The organism is Sphingomonas sp., assembly GCF_040398505.1.
Taxonomy (GTDB): Bacteria; Pseudomonadota; Alphaproteobacteria; order Sphingomonadales; family Sphingomonadaceae; genus Sphingomonas.
In genome coordinates this window covers 1-19,304 of the sequence record NZ_JBBATX010000026.1, presented here as the reverse complement: position 1 = coordinate 19,304, position 19,304 = coordinate 1, and the positions used below count along the sequence as shown (strand labels likewise).

Genomic DNA, 19,304 nt, shown 5'->3' with positions numbered 1-19,304 from the left:
GCGCAGCCCTTCGACAGGCTCGGGGCGAACGAAGCGGCGTGGCCATGTTAAGCGACCTACGCGTTATCGAGCGCCCAATGCCTCCAAACTCCGCGCTCGCGCCAAGTCTTTCGGTCGGCCGAACGCCAGCAGCAGTTGGTGCAGTTCGCCGCGTTCCGGCACGAACACGGTGGTGCCTGAAACGTCGATCGCCCGCCGCGTCGTCGGCGCGAACGTGACCCAGTCCGGACCGCTGCGATAGGCGAAGTCGGCCATGAACTCGACCGGCAGCGCCGCGCCGCGCCATGTCGTGAAAATGCCCGAGCGGAACATCGCGCTGGCGCTGCCGCCAACGACCTCGAGGCCGATCGTCGGCATGATCCGCAGCGCATCGTCACGACTGAGCAGTACGTCGACATCGGCGACCACGCCGGCATCGGCACCATGCAGCGCAACCGCCGCGCTCGCGATGATCCACCACGGATCGTGCGCCGCCGCCATCACTTCGGCGACTGCGCGCAGCGCCGCGACCAGACGATCGTCGAGCGCCATACGCCTACTTCGCGTCCAGCCCCGCAACAGTCCCCGTCGCCATCGGCTCGCCGCGCAGCGCGTCCGCGGCGCGTTCCGCCCCCTCCATCGCGCGCAACACATTGCCGCCAGCGAGCTTGGCGAGATCGCCATCGCTCCACCCGCGCCGCGCGAGTTCCGCCAGCAGCGCAGGATAGGTATCGACCCCGTCGAGCCCCTGCGGCAGATCGGGCACGCCGTCCATGTCACCGCCCAACCCGACCGAAGCGACCCCCGCCACCTTCGCGATATGGTCGATATGGTCGGCGACTTGCGCCAGTGTCACGACCGGCCGGGGGTGCGCCTTTTCCCATGCAGCAAGCGCCGCCTTGGCCTTGTCCGGCTGGCCAATATACAGCCCGCCGAACGGCGGCGCGTTGTAGCTGGCAATCTCGCCATTGCGCGCCGCCTCCCACACCCGCCGATCCTCCGAAATATAGCTCGGCGCGAAATTGACCATGATGACGCCGCCATTCGCCGCCAGCAGCTTGAGCACCGCATCCGACACATTGCGCGGATGATCGTCGAGCGCGCGCGCCGAGGAATGCGAGAAGATCACCGGCGCCGTGGTGACGCGGAGCGCGTCACGCATCGTCGCCTCGCTGACATGGCTGAGATCGACCAACATGCCGAGCCGGTTGAGCTCGTGCACAACCGCCTCGCCGAACTTGGTCAGGCCATCATGCTGCGGGTCGTCGGTCGCCGAATCGGCCCAGGCGATTGTCCGCGAGTGCGTCAGCGTCAGATACGATGCGCCAAGCCGGCGATAGGCGCGCAGCACCGCAAACTTGCCGTCGATCTGCCCACCGCCCTCAACCCCAAGCAGCGACGCGATCCGGCCCGCCGCATGGATGCGACGGACGTCGGCGGCGGTGACGGCGGGTTCGAAGACCTTCGGGTAGCGTGCGAAGATCTGCTGCATCAGCCCGATCTGGTCGAGCGTCGCCTCAACCTGTTCGGGGCCGGGCAAATTGGCGGGGACATAGACCGACCAGAATTGCCCGCCGACCTGCCCCTTGCGCAGGCGTGTAATGTCAGTGTCGAACTTGGCCGGATCGAGCCGGTTTAGGTCGATCGTCCAGCGCGCATCGCCCGCGACGCCGACCAACGTCTCACCCCAATCATTATGCCCGTCGATCAGCGGCGTCGCTTTCAGCACGCGCGCCACGCGGGCGTCGACGTCGGACGGCGCGGCGTACGCGGGAAGCGCTGCGAACAGCGCGAGCGGAGCGAACAGGAGGGCTGGTTTCATTGCGCCAGCATATCGATGCGGCGGGGGGCGGCAAGGCGTGTTCTGAGCGCCCTATGTTTCCCTCCCCAACGTCCTTCCCCGGCGAAGGCCGGGGCCCAGTTGCGCCCCTCACGATGGCGGGGCGCAGCGCTCGCTTACGCCGGTTTCACCACTGGGCCCGGGCCTTCGCCGGGGAAGCAAAGGGAAAAACCGCTACCTCGCCCGCTCGCGCACCAAAAGCGCGTCCGGTGCCGCATCCATTGCGCGCACGACGACATCGAACTTCCCGTCCTCCACCCGAATCTCATTGAACGACGGCGGGGTCGTGCGCGTGCGTTCGGACAGCGTCCCCGCGCCGATCATGCGGATCGTCTGCCCGTCGATGACATGCGTGATGTCGAACGGATCATGGATATGCCCCGTCAACACCGCATGCGCCCCCGCCTCGGCCAATGCGCCAAGCGCATCGGCGCCGCGATGCGTCCGCGCCGATGCCGACGTCGCGCCCTCGATCAGCGGGTGGTGACATGCGATGAACACCAATTTGCCCTTGGGCACTTCCGCGAGCAGCGCGAGCGCGCGCGCGAGTGCGCCCTTGCTTACCGCGCCCTTCGACCAATTCCACCGCCACTGCGCCCGCGCGGTCGTCACCAGCGGCACGATCGCGATGCCGGGCAAATCGAGCGGCACTTCCACCACGCGCTTGATCGCGCGCATCCGGTGATAGGGGCGGAAGAAGCGGTCGATCGGATTGAAATAGGGCAAATCGTGATTGCCGACCTCAACCGTCACCGGCACGCCTAGCCGTTGCAGCCAGCCGAGCCCTGCCGCGAATTCCCGCCGCCGCGCGCGCATCGTCAAGTCACCGGTCATGATCACCGCATCGGGCTGTTCCGCCTTCACCAAGGCTTCAAACCAAGCGATCGCGGCGGGATCCTCGCGCCCGAAATGCACATCGCTGACATGGAACAGACGCATCAAGCCTCCGGGAGGGTGGTGACGAACAGGTCACGCGTCATGCCTACACGCACCACGCTGCTCGGTTCCAGCATGATCGGCTCGCCATCGACCAAGGCGAGTGCGGGCTTATCGCCGCGCGTGCGGAATTCGCGCGTGTGGCACTGCGTGACTTCCGAGGCCGCGACCCAATCCCCGGTCAGCCATTCCCAGCCGAGACTGGCCAGGCCGCGAAAATCCCGCGCATCGATCGCCGCGACATCCAGATGCCCGGTCTTGGCGCGAACCATTACCGCCTGCGCGCCGTGCTTGAGCCCCGGCACGCCGTCGAGCCGAATGCCGCGCCCGAACGTGCGCCGCCACGCATGACGCAACGCCCGCCTGAGCCCGCGCAACCGCCCGGCGCGGACCAGTTCGCGCGCACGCACCCAATTCGCCGCCGGCCCAAGGATCAGCCCGACCAACGCGCGCTGTCCGCCGACCTCGACGCAGGGCAAAGCGACCGTGCGCTTCTGCGTTACCGCTGCCGCGATGATCGCGGCGGGTTCGGCCGGGCCGTGGAGCAGCTTGGCGAGCAAGTTCATCGTACCACCCGGCAGGATCAGAATCGCGCCGTGCCATTCGGCGAGCGCCGCCACCGCCGCATTGATCGTCCCATCCCCGGCATAGAGCACCGCCGTATCGACCCCCGCCGCATCGAGCGATTCTGGGGTCGGCAAGGGATCGTCGGGAAAGGCGGTCCGCCCGCCCAGCGTCAGGCCGCTTTCGACGAACAGCGCCGCCAGCGCATCGGCCTTGGCGGGGGTCGCCGTGCCGGATTTCGGATTGGTGATGAACCAGAGTTTCTGCATGGCGACGCCAACGCACGACTCCGTCAAAGGTGACGGCTGCGCAACGGAAAAAGCTTTAGCACTTGGATGAATGCCTGACGCAGCCCAAACCCCGTTCGGGCTGAGCTTGTCGAAGCCCTACCCACCACAAGCGGTGCCGGGCTTGTGGCACGATGCCCTTCGACAGGCTCAGGGCGAACGGGATAGGCGGGCTAGTCGATCGCGACGTGGATCGGTTCGTCACCGGGCTGTGGCGGCGCGGGTCGCTGGAGCAACAGCACCAGCGGCACGGCACACAGAGTCAGGATCATCATGAATTTGAAATCGTCGAGATAGGCGATCATCGCCGCCTGGGCGTTGACCATGCCATTGGCAAGCGCGAGCGCCGCCTCGGTCGATCCGCCGGTGATCGCGCTCGCGACCGGATCGTTCGACACCAGGCCGGGATCGGGAATATGTTGCGCCAGTTCCGCATGGCTCGTCTGGATGTTGCGTGCCAGCAACGCCGTGACGACCGAAATGCCGACCGATCCGCCGATATTGCGCGACAAATTCATCAGGCTCGACGCCTCGGTCCGGTAATGCGGCGAAAGCGTACCAAACGCCATGATGTTGAGCGGGATGAAGACAAGGCCAAGCCCGATCCCCTGAATGAAACCGGTCACGATAAAGGGCTTCGCGCCCATTGCGATCGTCCAGCCGGTCATGTCGTACAGCGACCACGCCGCGATCAGCAGCCCGCCGCCGACCATCAGTCGCGGATCGACCTGGCGCTTCATCAATTGCCCCGCCACGAACATCGCGCCGACGATCCCGATCCCGCGCGGCATCAACAGGATTCCGGCATCGAGCACGGGATAGCCATAGAGCGTTTGCAGCATCGGCGGCAGCAACGCGATCGTCGCGGTCATCAGCACGCCGATGACGAGCATGAATCCGATCCCGGTCAACAGATTGCGATTGAGGAACAGCGCGCGGTCGAACATCGGGTTCTTCGCGGTCAGCAATTGCACCAGAAACAGCCACGCCGCGCCCAATGCGACCATTCCTTCGGTCCACACTTCCCACGAACTGAACCAGTCCTGCGTCTGCCCGCGATCGAGCATCAGCTGAAAGACGCTGATCGCCACCGCGAGCATCGCGAAGCCGAACAGATCGAACCCGCGCCGCGTGATCTGCCGCGAGGGCAGCAGCGCCCACAGGATGGCGAAGCATATCGCGCCGATCGGCACGTTGACGTAAAAGCACCAGCGCCAATTGTAATTGTCGGTCAGCCATCCGCCGATCACCGGCCCGAGGATCGGCCCGACCATGATCCCCATGCCCCAGATCGACATGGCGGCCGCCTGTTTGGAGCGCGGATTGATGTCCATCATCACCGTCTGGCTGAGCGGATTCATGAACGCCGCGGCAATGCCTTGCAGGATCCGGAACACCACCATTTCGGGCAAATTGGTCGCGAGACCGCACAGCATCGACGCGATCACGAAGCCGACCACCGCGCCCAGGAACAGGTTGCGCGAGCCGATCCGGTCGGCGAGCCAGCCGGTCAGCGGAATCGCGACCGCCGACGCCACGATATAGCTCGTCAGCACCCAGGTGATCGTGTCCGCCGTCGCGCCGAGCGACGCGGTCATGTCGCGCAGCGCCACATTGACGATGGTCGAATCGAGGATCTGCATGATCGTCGCCGCCATCACACCGATCGTCAGCAGCGGGCGGTTGCTGGTGAAGAGCGCGGCGCGCTCCTCGAACGGCGCCGCCTCCTCGGTCGATGGCGTGCGCGCGAGCCGATCGGACTCCTCGCGGTCGGCCGGGTTAGCAGTGGCCACGCACGTCGACCGTGACATTGGTGCTGAGCCCGGCAATCAACGGACGCGGGCTCGCTGCGTCGATCGCGATCCGCACCGGCACGCGCTGCGTCACCTTGACCCAATTGCCCGTCGCATTCTGCGCCGGGAGAACCGAAAATTCCGAACCAGTACCAGCCCCGATCGACTGGACGTGCCCTTTGAGCTTCAGACCGCCATAGGCTTCGAACGACATTTCGGCGGGCTGACCCACGCACATCTTGTCGAGGTCGGTTTCCTTAAAATTCGCCTCGACCCACGCGGCGTGGGCGGCGACGACGCTGACCGCGGGCAGCCCGGTGATCATCATCTGCCCGACCTGCAATCGGTCCGACTGGCTGATCGTACCCGCGACCGGCGCATAGACAGCCGTCCGCGACAGATCGAGCGCGGCCTTGTCGCGCTGGACCATCGCCGCCTGCACGGCAGCTGGCACGCCCGATCCGCCCGTACCACTGCCGACCTGCACCCGCGCTTTATTCGCGCTGGCATTTGCGGTTGCGAGCCGCGCGCGGGCCGCCGCTACCTGTTGCGCGGCGGCATCAAAGCTCGCCCGCGTGGTGAAGCCTTGCCGCATGAGCTCGGCCTGCCGCCCATAGGTGGCCTGCGCCAGCGCGATATCGGCTGTTGCGCTGGATATATCGGCGGCAGCACTCCCGCTATCAGTGGCGAGCGTGTTGACCTGAACACGCGCGGTCGCGATCGCCGCCTCAGCCTGCGCCAGCGCGATCCGGTACGGCGCAGGGTCGATTCGGAACAGCAATTGCCCGACCTTGACCGGCTGATTCTCGCGCACCGCCACCTCGACGATGCGCCCGGCCACGTCGGCGGAAACCGAGACCTTGTCCTGCTGAATATAGGCATTGTCGGTCGACACAAAGCGCCCGGCAGTCAGCCAGAAATAGCCCGCAATCGCGATCAGCAGCAACGGCACGCTGATCATCAGCACCGGGCGCAGCCACGCACGGCGTTTGGCCGGGGCTTCGAAAGGGACGGTCGGCGTTGGCGAAATGATGACGGTTTCGGTCGCGCTCGCACGGTCGATTTTCGGGTCGGCATCAGCCATTGGCGGCCTCACTGTCTTCATGCGTGTCGGAAAGATTGGTGTAGATACGCTCCAGCACCGCGACGGCGGCGGCATGGTCGGTCTCGGCAATCCCGGCGAGCGCGGTGCCGAGCAACTCCTCGGAAATCATCGCCAGATCGCGTAGCAATGGGCGCGCCCGATCGGTCAGGAAGATTTGCCAGGCACGGCGATCCTTTGGATCACGCCGCCGCTCAACCAGGCCGCCATCTTCAAGCCGATCGATCATCCGGCACAGGCTGATCGGCTCGACCTCAAGCAAATCGGCAAGCCCGCCCTGATTGATTCCCTCGCCGCGCTGCAGGAATTTCAGCACGCGCCACTGCGTCCGCGTCACGCCGATCAGCCGTGCGCGCTCATCGAAGCGGCGGCGCATCAAGCGCGATACATCGCTGATCAAAAAGGCAATCGAGTCGCTCATGACACTCATATAATAAGCATACTTAGGTTTGCCAATGCGTAGTATTGTGCAGTGCAATAAAACTCCGGTGCCGGATTGGTTCCCGCCCTTTTCCATCCACGCGCGCTGTGCCACGATGCGGCATGACCGATCGCCGCACCGCCGCTTCCAGCCCCATTGCCGAACTGACCGTCCGCGGCGTCCTGCTTGGCGGGATCATCACGCTGCTCTTCACCGCCGCCAACGTCTATCTGGGACTCAAGGTCGGGCTGACCTTCGCAACCTCAATCCCCGCCGCTGTCATCTCGATGGCGATTCTGCGGATGTTGCCGGGCGCGACGATCCTCGAGAATAACATCGTCCAGACCGTCGCGAGTGCCGCCGGCACGCTCGCCGCAATCATCTTCGTGCTGCCCGGCCTCGTCATGATCGGCTGGTGGCACGGCTTTCCCTATGTCCAGACCGCCGCGATCACGATGACCGGCGGCATCCTCGGCGTGATGTTCTCGGTCCCCTTGCGCCGCGCGCTCGTCGTCGACAGCGACTTGCCCTATCCCGAAGGCGTCGCCGCGGCCGAGGTGTTGCAGATCGGCGCGGGATCGCGCGGCGAAGACGGTGGGCGCGGCGAAGCCGAGTCGAAGCAAGGCCTGCTCATACTGGTCTGGAACAGCATCGCCTCCGCCGGATTTGCGATCTTCACCCAGACCAAGATTGTTACCGACACCGCTGCCACCACCTTCCGCGTTGGGGCGGGCGCGACCGGCATTTCAGGCAGCCTGTCGTTCGCCTTGCTCGGCGTCGGGCATCTCGTCGGCATTTCGGTCGGCGCGGCGATGGCGCTGGGTGTGGTGATCGGCTGGTTAATCCTGGTGCCGGTGATGACCGCCGCGCACCCGATGCCGGGGGATATCGCCGCCTGGGTCACCACGATCTGGAAGAACGACGTGCGCTTCTTCGGCGCCGGGTTGATCGGCGTTTCGGCGATCTGGACATTGCTCAAGATCGCCGGCCCCGTCATCGGCGGGGTGCGCTCGGCGCTGCTGGCCAGCGCGGCGCGCGGCAAGGGCGAGACGCTCGCGCTGCAAGAACGCGACATCCCGATCGCCTGGGTCGCGGGCGGATCGCTGCTGACGCTGCTGCCGATCGCCTGGCTGTTATGGGATGTGATCGCGGGGGGTGCGCTTGCCGCCTCCGCGCTCCTGCTGATCGCCGGGGCGCTCGTCTTCATCCTCGTCGCCGGACTGATGATCGCGGCAGTGTGCGGCTATATGGCCGGGCTGATCGGCGCATCGAACTCGCCGGTATCGGGCATCGGCATTTTGTCGGTGCTGGGCTCGGCGCTGATGCTCGTCGGTCTGTTCGGGCAGAATCCCGGTGCCGACACCACCACCGCGCTGATCGCCTACTCACTGATCGTGACGGGCATCGTGTTCGGCGTTGCGACGATCTCGAACGACAATCTGCAGGATTTGAAAACCGGCCAATTGGTTGGTGCCACGCCGTGGAAGCAGCAAGTCGCGCTGCTGATCGGCGTCGTGTTCGGCTCGCTCATCATTCCACCGGTGCTCAACGTGCTCAACAGCGGGATCGGCTTTGTCGGCGTGCCCGGCGCCGGGCCAAACGCGCTCGCCGCACCACAAGCCGGGCTGATCTCGGCGCTCGCCAAGGGTGTGCTGTCGGGCAATGCCAATTGGCCGATGCTCGAATATGGCGCGCTGGCGGGCGTGGTGCTGATCGGGCTCGATGAGCTGCTCGGGCGGTTGAAGCTGCTCCGCCTGCCCCCACTCGGCGTCGCACTTGGCATCTATCTGCCGATGTCGGTGATTTTGCCGACGGTGCTCGGCTCGGTGATCGGCTGGTTCTACAATCGCTGGGCGCGCGGGAGTGTAAACCCCGACGTCGCCGAACGGATGGGCACGCTCACCGCCACCGGGCTGATCGTCGGCGAAAGCCTGTGGGGGGTGGCGTTCGCGGTGATCGTCTACGCCACCAACAGCGACGCGCCGCTCGCGTTGATCGGCAAGGGGTATGAAACGCCGGCGCTGATCGGTGGGACAATGCTGTTTCTGGGGATCGCGGCGCTGCTGTATCGGCGCGCGGTGACGGCGGTGCGGTGATGGCAGAGCAAACAGTCACGCTTTGGCGGCCGGTCGGCCCAGCCGAGCTGCGATTGATCGAAGAGACTGGAATGAAAGAATTTCCGCCACGTCTTCCCGATCAACCAATCTTTTATCCGGTCACGACGGAAGCCTATGCCGTAAAGATCGCGCGGGATTGGAACGTGCGCGACAGCGGAGCGGGATACGTCACACGCTTTGCAGTCCGGAAGGATTACCTCGATGCCTACCGTGTGGAGGACGCGGGCGGGCGGGCACACCGTGAGTATTGGATTCCCGCCGAGGATCTGCCCAATTTCAATGCTGCCATTGTTGGCCTGATCGAGGTCGTCCAGACCTTCGAGTAAGGCCTTCGTCGCAGGCCGCGCCGACGGCAAAGCCGCCGTCGTGACGTCGGACGGGTCGCGCTGCGCTTGCCCGCCGACCGGGCCGGGCGCTGCGCTTTCGCGCACCGGGGCCGTCCCCCGGCTTTCGCCGGGGCGACGCCCCTGCACCCGTCCTCACATCGCCGCCAACAAGGCGCTAATCGGAATAAATGCAAACGCCACCGAGCTATCCGCCACCCCGTACGGCACGAACAGCGTGTCGCCGTGCCGGATCGCGCCGCAGCTATAGACCACATTGGGCACATAGCCCTCGCGGTCCTGGTCCGCCGCCGCCAGGATCGGCTCGCGCGTGCGGCCCAGCACCTTCGACGGATCGGTCTTGTCGAGCAGCACCGCGCCGATCGCATATTTGCGCATCGCGCCCACGCCGTGCGTCAGCAGCAGCCAGCCCTCGGGCAATTCGATCGGCGGGCCGCAATTGCCGATCTGCACCAGCTCCCACGGGAATGCCGGGGTCAGCAGCTTCTGCCCCTCGTCCCAATGCGTCAGCGTATCGGATTTGAGCAGGAACAGGTTTTCGCCGTCCTGCCGCCCGATCATCATATACTGCCCGTCGATCTTGCGCGGGAACAGCGCCATGCCCTTGTTGCGCGCGGCGGGGCCGGTCATCGGCACCAGATCGAACGCGCGGAAATCGCGCGTCCGCAGCAATTCCGACTGGATCGACGAGCCGTTATACGCGGTATAGGTGCCGAGCCATTCGACCGACCCATCGTCATGATGGAATTGGACAAGGCGCAAATCCTCCAGCCCCTTGGATTGCGCCGCCGTGATCGGGAAAATGACCGTGCCCGACAGGGTGGAGTCGCGGTGGCGATAGACGGTGATCGGCCCCTCGGGCATCGTCTCCTCGTCGAGGCCCGCAGCATCGGTCGCCGTCGCAAAGGGCGGTTCGGGTGCCAGCTTCAACTGATTGCCGTCGGCGATGATTCCCTCACGGAACGCGACCGAGGAAATATGTCCTTCCCCCACCGCGCGGAGACTCATCAGGATGCGCTGCGATCCGGCGGGCATTCCCGACTGGTCGAAATGCGGGACTGCGCTTGGGTTCATCAAGGCCGCTGCGGCATAGCTATATTCGTGGCAGAAATAGGCGCCAATCAGCTGGCGCTTCTCATCGCCAATCTCGGTCCCGTCGAGGCCGAGCATCTGCTCGATCTCGTCGTAGCGCGTCATAAACACGCGCCGCGTCTGCCAATGGCGCGCTTCAAAATCCTTGAGCACCAGTTCGAGTTCGGCGCGCGTCTCGGCGACATCGAGCGCCATCACCGCGCTGACGATCCGTTCGGTGCGATTGCCGCCATTGCCGCTCCACGCAAGGTGGAACGGCCGCACCACGACCCGTGACGGATCGGCATGAAGTCTCAACGCATGTTCGAACAGCTCGATCACCAGACAGCCTCGCGTAACGCCTTCGCAGCGTCCCCAGCGAGGCTAGGCGACGGCGCTGATCGGCCCTGCCACGCTTTCCGCCCGCTTTGCCAGCCCCGAAATGGCGCAACCGGCCAATTGCAGCGCCAAAATCGACTCGGCCCCCTGATTTCGGTTCAAGCCGCCAGGCATCAGCCCGTCGAAACACCCGCCATCCTGCGCGGTCGCCAGCGGCAGATCGAGGTCGTTCTGGCCCAGATACCAGCGATAGGCGCGGCCCGCTTCCTCAACCCAGCGCACATCCTTCGACGCATCGAACGCCGCGCTGCACGCATCGATCGTCGCTTGCGCTTCGAGCGGTTGCTGGTCGAATTGCAGCGGCTCGGCATAGATCCGCCCGAAGCTGTCGCTGCCGACCGCGCGGAAACGCCCCTCGGGCGAGGTCTGTTTCCCGACGATCCAGTCGAGTGTCGAAATGCCGCATTTGGTCAAATCGTCGCGACCGAGCGCAACGCCGGCGCGGATCAAGGCCTCGGGCAGCCGCGCATTGTCATACGCCAGCACGATCTCGAACCATTCCCATTCGGGCCGCCGCGCCTCTTCGAGCAGCCCACACAATTCGTCGCCAAAGCGCGACAAGATTGTACGCGCCAGCGGATGGCTCGGATGGGCTTCGAGGATCGCCGCCGCACCCAGCATCGCAAAGGCGTGCGCCCGCGGCGAACCGAGTTCGAGCGCAAGTGACGCGGTCATGTCGAACATCGACAGCGCCCAATGTCGGTGCTTGGCCAATTGCGCATCGCGCGCTGTCACGCCCAGCGCCCAAAGCGTCCGCCCGTTCGAATCCTCGGATCCGAAATCCTCGCACCACGTCCGGTCGAAATTCATGAAATTGCGGAAGCGCCGGGCTTCCGGATTCCACGCATATTGCAGGAACGACGCGTAAATCGTCATCCACGAATCGCGCGTGGCCTCGTCCATCTCAACCATCTGGCTGACCAGCATCAGCGCGCGGGCGTTGTCGTCGATGCAATAACCGTGTCGTCGGTCGGGCACCGAATAGATCGAGTGCTGCAGCATGCCGGTCGCATCGCTCATCCGCTCAACCGCCGAAAAGTCGGGCTTTAGCGGGATCGTCGCGACCATGCTCGTCGGCAGGCGCTGCGGCTTGGCCGCGACCATCTGCACGATTTCGCGCATCGCGACTTCGGCCAGGCGCGGCCAGATCATCGTCCGGCCGCGCGCATAGGCGCGCTCCGACAGTTTGATGCGATTGCGATCGCTGCCCAGCAGCGCATTGATCTCACGCGCAAACGCCGCCGAATCGCCGAAATCGACCAGCACGCCGTGTCCGTCACCCAGAATTTCGGTCGCATGGACATACGGCGTCGACACCACCGCCTTGCCGACGCCAACGGCATAGCTGAGCGTGCCCGACGTGATTTGCGCCGGGTTCAAATACGGCGTCGCATAGATATCCGCCGCCTGCAGATAATCGATCAGCTCCTCATGTTCGAGAAACGCGTCGATGAAATCCACGTTGGCACCAACGCCAAGTTCGGCCGCCAGCGCCTTCAATCCGTCACGATACTTCTCGCCTTCATGCTTGACGAGGTTCGGGTGGGTCGCCCCGAGCACCGCGTAGAGCACGTTGGGGTGTTGCGCGACGACAAGCGGGAGCGCCTCGATCATCACTTCGATCCCCTTGCCCGGCGCGAGCAAGCCGAAGGTGAGCACGACTTTGCGCCCGTCCCAGCCGAACCGGCCTTTCAGCGAATCGGGATCGACAAAGGCGCGGTCTGGCACACCATGCGGGATCATCACGATAGCGCGCCCGCTCGCGCCATACACGCGCTCGAGGATTTCGCGGCCACGCTCGGCCATGACGATCACGCGCGAACAACGGCGCAGCAGGCCCTCCATCACGCGCCGTTCGTCGGCATTGGGCTTTTCGAGGATGGTGTGGAGCGTGACGATGACGGGGATTGAAACGCGGTCGAGCAAGGCGAGGATATGCTCGCCCGCCGGCCCGCCGAAAATGCCATATTCGTGCTGCAGCCAGATCGCCTGCGCACCGCTCGCCTCAATCGCGCGCGCGGCGTCGAGATAGGCCAGGCGGTCCTGATCGGGGATGCTGCGCGTCACCTCGGGCGGATAATCGTACAGGCCGGGGTGATCGTCCATCGCATAGACGTCGATCTTCAAATCGGCGTACCGCCCCTTCAACGCGGTGAACGTATCGGTCGTATAGGTTGCAAGGCCGCATTTCCGGGGCAGAAAATTGCCGATCAACGCAAGGTGATCGATCGGGGTCACGACATCCGCCAAATGCATCATGTGTGTAATCCTCCGAGTGAAACGGGCTGGACGCCCACAGTTAGATCCCCACAAACAGCCAAGTTTCAATATGGTTGCAGTCATGTTGCATTGCAACACGAGGAATCGTGTTGATCGATATCAACCTTGCTGCGCGATGAACCGGTCGGGTGCTTAGCCACGCCCGCGATAGCCCGGCACGTCCTGCGGCGGCAGCCACAGCGGCTCGGGCGGCGGCCCGGATTGCCAGAACACGTCGATCGGGATGCCACCGCGCGGATACCAATATCCGCCGATCCGCAGCCATAACGGCTGCATTTCGGCAAACAGGCGCTCGCCGATCCCGACGGTGCAATCCTCGTGAAACGCCTGATGGTTGCGGAAACTCCCCAAGAACAGCTTGAGCGATTTCGATTCGACGATCGTCGCGGCGGGCGCATAATCGATCACCAGATGCGCGAAATCCGGCTGCGCCGTAACCGGGCACAGCGAGGTGAATTCGGGCACGGCAAAGCGCACGAGATAGGCGCGCCCGGGGCGCGGGTTGGGAACATAATCGAGCACCGCATCATCGGGCGATGTCGGAAGCGCGCTGGTCTGGCCAAGATACTTTGGGGTCATGGGGTCAAGATAGGGACGCAATCAGGCTAAGTCACGAAACGGATTCTCAATCCGGACGCTATCGACGACATGCCCGTGTTGCATGTCTTCGCTCAAGAGACGATCGCATCCTGCAACGAGCGCGGCGGCAACGATTGTGCAGTCCCACCACGAATAATTGGTCCGACGCGCGACCTCCCACGCGCGGGCAAAGACCGTCAGGTCGAGCGCCTGAACCTTGTGCCGACTCCATACGCTGGTCAATTGCCGTACGGTCTCTGGCGGAACGCGCGATATCTTACGTGGGTCTGTTGCACGCACGACAAACTCATTAAAAACCTGAAGAGAAAACACGCAACCGGGAGTCGCTAAAATCGATTTCGCAAGGTCGCGCTTGCCGCGCTCCGCGACATCGCCGCTGACAGCGTAGAGCAATATATTGGTATCGATAAACGACGTCACTCCCAAGCTGCGCGACGTTCCACCCTCACCCGATCGGGATCGTATAGTTCGTCACGCGACATATGAGGTCCCGAAAGACCAATGCCTTGCGCATCCATTTCAGCGTAAATTTCCTTTTCGAGCCGCGCGAGACGGTCGAATTCGCTCTCCTGCGCGCCATAGCTTTGCAGCACCTCGCGCACTACCGATGACAAGGAGCGATCGTTTTCCGCCGCGCGACGCCGCGCATTGCGATAGGTTTCGTCGTCGAGTGAAACTGTGACATTTTTCACGGTTTCACAATAACGCGGCGCAGTGAAAATTTCAACCGCGACCGCGCCGTAACTGCGCTATCGCCGTCGCATGACAACCCTCATCCCGATCCTCGGCGACCAGCTCTCGCTGACCATCTCCTCGTTGCACGGTGCCGACCCCGCCACGACCCGCGTGCTGATGATGGAGCTCGCCGACGAGACGACCTATGTGCGTCACCACAAACAGAAAATCGCCTACATCCTGTCCGCCATGCGCCACCACGCCGCGGCGTTGCGCGAACACGGCTGGACGGTGGACTATGTCACGCTCGACGACCCGGAGAATAGCGGCAGCTCCACCGGCGAAATCGCGCGCGCGGTCGCGCGGCTGAACCCGGCCAGGATCGTCGTCACCGAGGCCGGCGAATGGCGCGTCCAGGCGATGCTCGAGGCGTGGGAGACGCTGTTCGGCATCCCCGTCGAGGTCCGCGCCGACGACCGCTTCCTCGCCAGCCATGCCGACTTCGCCGCCTGGGCCGAGGGGCGGAAAGCACTACGCATGGAATATTTCTACCGCGACATGCGCCGCAAGACCGGGCTGCTGATGGAAGGCGACCAGCCGATCGGCGGGCAATGGAATTTCGACCATGACAATCGCAAGCCGGCAAAGACCGATTTGGCGATGCCGCGCCCGCTCGTCTTTGCGCCCGATACGGTGACGCGCGACGTGCTCGCGCTCGTCGCGGCGCGCTTCGCCGATCATCCCGGCCACCTTGAGCCCTTCGCCTGGGCCGTGACGCGCGACGATGCGCTGCGTCAGCAGACGCATTTCCTCGATCACGCGCTGGCGAAGTTTGGCGATTATCAGGACGCGATGCTCACCGGCGAGCCGCATCTGTGGCACTCGATCCTGTCGCCCTATCTCAATGCGGGGCTGCTCGATCCGCTCGACCTGGGCCGCGCCGTCGCCGACCGCTACGCGGCGGGCAAGGTGCCGCTCAACGCAGCGGAGGGTTTCATCCGCCAGATCATTGGCTGGCGCGAATATGTCCGCGGCATTTATTGGCGCGAGGGGCCGGGCTATGCCGACCGCAATTTCCTCGACGCGCATCGCCCGCTCCCGGCCTTCTACTGGACCGGCGAGACCGACCTGCACTGCATGGCCGAGGCGATCGGCCAGACGCTCAGCAATGCCCACGCCCACCATATCCAGCGCCTGATGATCACCGGCAATTTCGCGCTGCTGATCGGTGCGGACCCCAAGGCGGTGCATCAATGGTATCTCGAAATCTATATCGACGCCTATGAATGGGTCGAATTGCCCAACACGCTCGGGATGAGCCAGTTCGCCGATGGCGGTCTGCTCGGCTCCAAACCCTATGCGTCAAGCGGCGCCTATATCGATCGCATGTCGGATTATTGCCGTTCGTGCCGCTATGACGTGAAGCAACGCATTGGCCCCGATGCCTGCCCGTTCAACGCGCTCTATTGGGATTTTCTCGCGCGCAACGAAGATAAGCTCGGGCGGAACCAACGCCTCGCCATGCCGTATCGCAACTGGGCGAAAATGGACGACGGCGTGAAGCAGGATCTGCGCGCTTCGGCCAAGGCGTTTCTCGACACACTCGACGCGGGTGGCTAGGGACAAGCGAAACAAGGAGACGATACATGGACTCGCTGGTGACGACGGAATGGCTCGCGAACGAACTGGGCGCGAATGACCTCAGAATCGTCGATGCGACCTACATCCTCGACGGATCGCGCGATGCTGCGGCCGAGTATGAAGCGGCGCACATCCCCGGTGCGGTCTTCATGGATCTGGCCGAGATCGCCGACACGTCGAGCACGCTGCCCTCGATGCTGCCGCGCCCCGAGAAATTCGCCAGCCGCATGCAATCGCTCGGCCTCGGCGATGGCAGCCGCATTGTGCTGTACGACAATTCGCCGCTGCGCACCGCCGCGCGCGCGTGGTTCATGCTGCGCACCTTCGGCGCGCACGATGTCGCGATCCTCGATGGCGGGTTCGCCAAATGGCAGGCCGAGGGCCGCGAGACGGCAAGCGGCAAGGAACAGCTCCGCCACCGCCACTTCACCGTCTGGGCCGACGATAAGGGCGTGCGCACGCTCGACCAGATGAAGGCGAACGTCGACAGCGGCGCCGAACAAGTGCTCGACGCACGCTCGGCCGCACGCTTCACCGGCGAGGAACCCGATCCGCGCCCCGCGACGCATGCCGGCCACATTCCAGGCTCGAAGAACCTGCCTTATGGCGAGCTGTTCAACGCCGATGGCACGTGGAAAGCCGCCGACGCGCTGAAGGCTGCGTTCGAAGGAGCGGGCGTCGATCTGTCCAAGCCGCTCGTCACCACGTGCGGCTCGGGCATTACCGCGTCGGCCTTGGCGTTCGGCGCGCATCTGCTCGGCAACGAAGCGGCGGTCTATGACGGCAGCTGGTCCGAATGGGGGGCCGATCGCACCACCCCCAAGGCAACCGGGGCGGCGTAACACGTCCAACCGTCACCCCGGCCTCGTGCCGGGGTCCACCGTGCCGCGCGTCCTGCAAATGGTGGTTGCGAACCACGGTGGACCCCGGCACGAGGCCGGGGTGACGGCGGGATATTCAAATGAGTGACGAACCAAAAATCCCAAAGGGCGATTCGACCCGCGTCGTCTCGGCCGGGCGGCGCAAGGAATGGACGCAGGGGATCGTCAACACGCCGGTATGGCGGGCCTCGACGATCCTCTACGACTCCGTCGCCGATCTGCGCACGGCGGGCGGGCGCGATACGCACCACCGCCTGTTCTACGGGCGCAAGGGCACACCGACGCAGTGGAGCCTCGCCGATGCGCTGACCGAGCTCGAGCCGGGCGCGGAGGGCACGTTTCTTTATCCCTCGGGCGTCGCCGCGATCGCAGCGGCGTTGCTCTCGGTGCTCGTCCCCGGGGACGATCTGCTGCTGCCCGACAGCGCGTACGATCCGACGCGGTCGATGGCGACCGGCCTGCTCAAGCGCATGGGCATCGCGACGCGCTTCTACGATCCCTTGATCGGCGCGGGCATCGCCGATCTGATCGCCGACAAGACCCGCGCAATCCTCATGGAAAGCCCCGGCAGCCTTACCTTTGAAGTCCAGGACGTCCCCACGATCGTCGCAGCGGCCAAGGCGCGCGGCGTGGTGACCTTGCTCGACAATACCTGGGCAACGCCGCTCTTCTTCCCCGCCATCGCGCACGGCGTCGACTTGTCGATCCTCGCCTGCACCAAATATGTTGTCGGCCATAGCGACGTGATGCTCGGCTCGGTCACCGCCGCGCCCGGCCATTTTGCGCGATTGCGCGACACCAGCTTCCAGCTGGGCCAGGTCGCCAGTCCCGACGATTGCTGGCTCGGCAGCCGGGGCTTACGCACCATGGCGATCCGCCTGAAACAGCACGAGTCGAGCGCATTGCAGATCGCGCACTGGCTGTCACAGCAGCCCGAAGTAGCCACCGTGCTCCACCCCGCGCTCGCCACGTGCCCCGGCCACGACCATTTCGTGCGCGATTTCAAGGGATCGTCGGGGCTCTTCTCGTTCGTCCTAAACGGTGGGAGCGAAGCATCGCGCGCCGCGCTGATCGACGGGCTTGAGCATTTCGGCATCGGTTATAGCTGGGGCGGTTTCGAAAGCCTCGCGCTACCCGTCGATCCGCAGCGCTACCGCAGCGTCACCCGCCGCGCCGATGCAGGGCCGATCGTCCGGCTGCAAATCGGGCTGGAGGACCCGGCCGATCTGATCGCCGATCTGGCGGCCGGTCTGGCGCGGTTTGCGGCACTGCGCTGAGCGTTTTTTCATTGCTGAAACATTGCTGGCGACTTTCCCTTACGTTGCCAAACTGTTGCTGAACTGCAACAATCGGGTCCGAACCGGCGTCAAATCCGGAAAATTGAGTTGTGCAGTGCCGCATGAACCGCCACTCCTCCCGGATCGCCGGTTAGTTGCGCGGGGAGGCGAATAGCCCCTGACAGATGCTGCACCGGCGAAGCAGGCGGGGACGATCGCATTTTCGAAAGGGAAATGATGCGCATCTCCACAATGACGCTCGGCGCGCTCTTGCTCGCCGCTTCCGCTACCCCTGCCTTTGCGCAGGACGCGCCCACCGCACCGCCGCCGCCGATCACGGTCAACGCGACGGCTGCCATCGTCTCGGACTATCGTTTCCGCGGCATTTCGCAGACCGACAAGCAGTTCGCTTTCCAGGGATCGATCACGGTCACGCACGCCTCAGGCTTCTACGTTTCGGCATGGGGGTCTTCGGTGACCGATTATGTCGTCGCCGGCGGCAATGCGCGGCAGGAAATCGATCTGATCGCGGGCTATAGCAAGACGATTAACGGCATCAAGCTCGATGGCGGCGTGCTCTATTACTTCTACCCGCGCGACAAGACACCGGGAGTCCATTCGGATTTCTTCGAGCCGTATATCGATGTCTCGACGACGCTCGGCCCGGTCACCGCCAAGGCGACGGTGAACTACGCGCCGAAGCAGAAAGCACTGGCGCTCGACCAGACCGGCGTCGGCAGCTCGTTCAACAGCCGCAGCCGCGACAACGTCTATCTCGCGGGCGACTTTACCGGCGCGATCCCGAAGACGCCGCTTAGCCTCACCGCGCATCTCGGCCACACCTTCGGCACCAGCTGGCTGGCCTCGTCGTTCGGCAAGGGCAAGGAGCAGGACGGCTATACCGATTGGTCCTTGGGCGTCACCGCGACGTACAAGGTGCTTACGCTCGGCGTGAGCTATGTCGACACCGACGCGAAGTTCAACAATCTGGTTGGCGCGGTCGAAAGCAAGAGCGGCGTGGTCGCGTCGCTGACGGCAAGCTTCTAATACCAAGTCGCGGTGATTGTGACTCGCGAGGGGATTCCCAAGTGGGCAAT

Annotated in this window: 18 protein-coding genes; 6 read left to right on the top strand and 12 right to left on the bottom strand. The window is 64.5% G+C overall.

The window, feature by feature from the left end:
* Nucleotides 1-63: 63 nt before the first annotated feature.
* The 7 genes from ABWP09_RS05485 to ABWP09_RS05455 all read right to left on the bottom strand — a co-directional run bounded on the left by ABWP09_RS05485 (nt 64) and on the right by ABWP09_RS05455 (nt 6,922).
* Complete coding sequence (locus ABWP09_RS05485) at nt 64-531, bottom strand: hypothetical protein (protein WP_353204138.1); 468 nt, start codon at nt 529-531, stop codon at nt 64-66.
* 4 nt (nt 532-535) lie between these two features.
* Nucleotides 536-1,801 carry a dipeptidase gene (locus ABWP09_RS05480; protein WP_353204137.1) on the bottom strand — a complete coding sequence of 422 codons (1,266 nt, stop codon included), beginning with the start codon at nt 1,799-1,801 and terminating at the stop codon, nt 536-538.
* Nucleotides 1,802-1,993: 192 nt separating this feature from the next.
* Nucleotides 1,994-2,761 (bottom strand): metallophosphoesterase family protein, encoded by a 768-nt coding sequence (locus ABWP09_RS05475; protein WP_353204136.1) that lies wholly within the window; start codon nt 2,759-2,761, stop codon nt 1,994-1,996.
* Nucleotides 2,758-3,588, bottom strand: a complete 831-nt coding sequence (locus tag ABWP09_RS05470; protein WP_353204135.1) for a diacylglycerol/lipid kinase family protein — start codon at nt 3,586-3,588, stop codon at nt 2,758-2,760. Before ABWP09_RS05470 ends, ABWP09_RS05475 begins: the two co-directional genes overlap by 4 nt.
* A gap of 191 nt (nt 3,589-3,779) precedes the next feature.
* On the bottom strand, nt 3,780-5,399 hold the full coding sequence (locus ABWP09_RS05465) for a DHA2 family efflux MFS transporter permease subunit (protein ID WP_353204134.1): 1,620 nt from the start codon (nt 5,397-5,399) through the stop codon (nt 3,780-3,782).
* Nucleotides 5,386-6,483 (bottom strand): HlyD family secretion protein, encoded by a 1,098-nt coding sequence (locus ABWP09_RS05460; RefSeq protein WP_353204133.1) that lies wholly within the window; start codon nt 6,481-6,483, stop codon nt 5,386-5,388. Before ABWP09_RS05460 ends, ABWP09_RS05465 begins: the two co-directional genes overlap by 14 nt.
* On the bottom strand, nt 6,476-6,922 hold the full coding sequence (locus ABWP09_RS05455) for a MarR family winged helix-turn-helix transcriptional regulator (protein WP_353204132.1): 447 nt from the start codon (nt 6,920-6,922) through the stop codon (nt 6,476-6,478). The genes ABWP09_RS05460 and ABWP09_RS05455 overlap by 8 nt, the downstream gene beginning before the upstream one ends.
* Before the next feature lie 122 nt (nt 6,923-7,044).
* Between ABWP09_RS05455 and ABWP09_RS05450 the strand changes: the two genes are divergently transcribed.
* The gene (locus ABWP09_RS05450) at nt 7,045-9,018 is read left to right on the top strand and encodes an OPT family oligopeptide transporter (protein ID WP_353204131.1); all 1,974 of its coding nucleotides are present in this window, start codon (nt 7,045-7,047) and stop codon (nt 9,016-9,018) included.
* Entirely contained in the window at nt 9,018-9,365 is a 348-nt protein-coding gene (locus tag ABWP09_RS05445) for a hypothetical protein (RefSeq protein WP_353204130.1), read from the top strand. Before ABWP09_RS05450 ends, ABWP09_RS05445 begins: the two co-directional genes overlap by 1 nt.
* A gap of 153 nt (nt 9,366-9,518) precedes the next feature.
* Here ABWP09_RS05445 and ABWP09_RS05440 read toward each other — a convergent pair whose 3' ends face one another.
* The 5 genes from ABWP09_RS05440 to ABWP09_RS05420 form a co-directional block, all read right to left on the bottom strand.
* Nucleotides 9,519-10,796: a glycoside hydrolase family 130 protein gene (locus ABWP09_RS05440; protein WP_353204129.1), complete on the bottom strand. Its 1,278-nt coding sequence runs from the start codon at nt 10,794-10,796 to the stop codon at nt 9,519-9,521.
* Between the two features lie 42 nt (nt 10,797-10,838).
* The gene (locus ABWP09_RS05435; RefSeq protein WP_353204128.1) at nt 10,839-13,112 is read right to left on the bottom strand and encodes a glycosyltransferase family 4 protein; all 2,274 of its coding nucleotides are present in this window, start codon (nt 13,110-13,112) and stop codon (nt 10,839-10,841) included.
* A 153-nt stretch (nt 13,113-13,265) separates the two neighbouring features.
* Nucleotides 13,266-13,712, bottom strand: a complete 447-nt coding sequence (gene queF, locus ABWP09_RS05430) for a preQ(1) synthase (RefSeq protein WP_353204127.1) — start codon at nt 13,710-13,712, stop codon at nt 13,266-13,268.
* Between the two features lie 21 nt (nt 13,713-13,733).
* Nucleotides 13,734-14,153, bottom strand: a complete 420-nt coding sequence (locus ABWP09_RS05425; protein WP_353204149.1) for a PIN domain-containing protein — start codon at nt 14,151-14,153, stop codon at nt 13,734-13,736.
* Entirely contained in the window at nt 14,150-14,425 is a 276-nt protein-coding gene (locus tag ABWP09_RS05420) for a FitA-like ribbon-helix-helix domain-containing protein (RefSeq protein WP_353204126.1), read from the bottom strand. Before ABWP09_RS05420 ends, ABWP09_RS05425 begins: the two co-directional genes overlap by 4 nt.
* Before the next feature lie 70 nt (nt 14,426-14,495).
* Between ABWP09_RS05420 and ABWP09_RS05415 the strand changes: the two genes are divergently transcribed.
* From ABWP09_RS05415 to ABWP09_RS05400, 4 genes are all read left to right on the top strand, one after another.
* Nucleotides 14,496-16,028: a cryptochrome/photolyase family protein gene (locus ABWP09_RS05415; RefSeq protein WP_353204125.1), complete on the top strand. Its 1,533-nt coding sequence runs from the start codon at nt 14,496-14,498 to the stop codon at nt 16,026-16,028.
* Between the two features lie 26 nt (nt 16,029-16,054).
* Nucleotides 16,055-16,891 (top strand): 3-mercaptopyruvate sulfurtransferase, encoded by an 837-nt coding sequence (gene sseA, locus ABWP09_RS05410; RefSeq protein WP_353204124.1) that lies wholly within the window; start codon nt 16,055-16,057, stop codon nt 16,889-16,891.
* A gap of 119 nt (nt 16,892-17,010) precedes the next feature.
* Nucleotides 17,011-18,207, top strand: coding sequence for a cystathionine beta-lyase (gene metC, locus ABWP09_RS05405; RefSeq protein WP_353204123.1), 1,197 nt, complete (start codon nt 17,011-17,013; stop codon nt 18,205-18,207).
* 237 nt (nt 18,208-18,444) lie between these two features.
* Entirely contained in the window at nt 18,445-19,254 is an 810-nt protein-coding gene (locus ABWP09_RS05400) for a TorF family putative porin (RefSeq protein WP_353204122.1), read from the top strand.
* Nucleotides 19,255-19,304 lie beyond the last annotated feature (50 nt).

Excerpts from the sequence above, each read along its gene's own strand:
- ABWP09_RS05485 (WP_353204138.1), bottom strand. The coding sequence starts at position 531 with ATGGCGCTCGACGATCGTCTGGTCGCGGCGCTGCGCGCAGTCGCCGAA.
- ABWP09_RS05480 (WP_353204137.1), bottom strand. The coding sequence starts at position 1,801 with ATGAAACCAGCCCTCCTGTTCGCTCCGCTCGCGCTGTTCGCAGCGCTT.
- ABWP09_RS05470 (WP_353204135.1), bottom strand. The coding sequence starts at position 3,588 with ATGCAGAAACTCTGGTTCATCACCAATCCGAAATCCGGCACGGCGACC.
- ABWP09_RS05460 (WP_353204133.1), bottom strand. The coding sequence starts at position 6,483 with ATGGCTGATGCCGACCCGAAAATCGACCGTGCGAGCGCGACCGAAACC.
- ABWP09_RS05455 (WP_353204132.1), bottom strand. The coding sequence starts at position 6,922 with ATGAGCGACTCGATTGCCTTTTTGATCAGCGATGTATCGCGCTTGATG.
- ABWP09_RS05450 (WP_353204131.1), top strand. The coding sequence starts at position 7,045 with ATGACCGATCGCCGCACCGCCGCTTCCAGCCCCATTGCCGAACTGACC.
- ABWP09_RS05445 (WP_353204130.1), top strand. The coding sequence starts at position 9,018 with ATGGCAGAGCAAACAGTCACGCTTTGGCGGCCGGTCGGCCCAGCCGAG.
- ABWP09_RS05435 (WP_353204128.1), bottom strand. The coding sequence starts at position 13,112 with ATGATGCATTTGGCGGATGTCGTGACCCCGATCGATCACCTTGCGTTG.
- queF (WP_353204127.1), bottom strand. The coding sequence starts at position 13,712 with ATGACCCCAAAGTATCTTGGCCAGACCAGCGCGCTTCCGACATCGCCC.
- ABWP09_RS05415 (WP_353204125.1), top strand. The coding sequence starts at position 14,496 with ATGACAACCCTCATCCCGATCCTCGGCGACCAGCTCTCGCTGACCATC.
- sseA (WP_353204124.1), top strand. The coding sequence starts at position 16,055 with ATGGACTCGCTGGTGACGACGGAATGGCTCGCGAACGAACTGGGCGCG.
- metC (WP_353204123.1), top strand. The coding sequence starts at position 17,011 with ATGAGTGACGAACCAAAAATCCCAAAGGGCGATTCGACCCGCGTCGTC.
- ABWP09_RS05400 (WP_353204122.1), top strand. The coding sequence starts at position 18,445 with ATGCGCATCTCCACAATGACGCTCGGCGCGCTCTTGCTCGCCGCTTCC.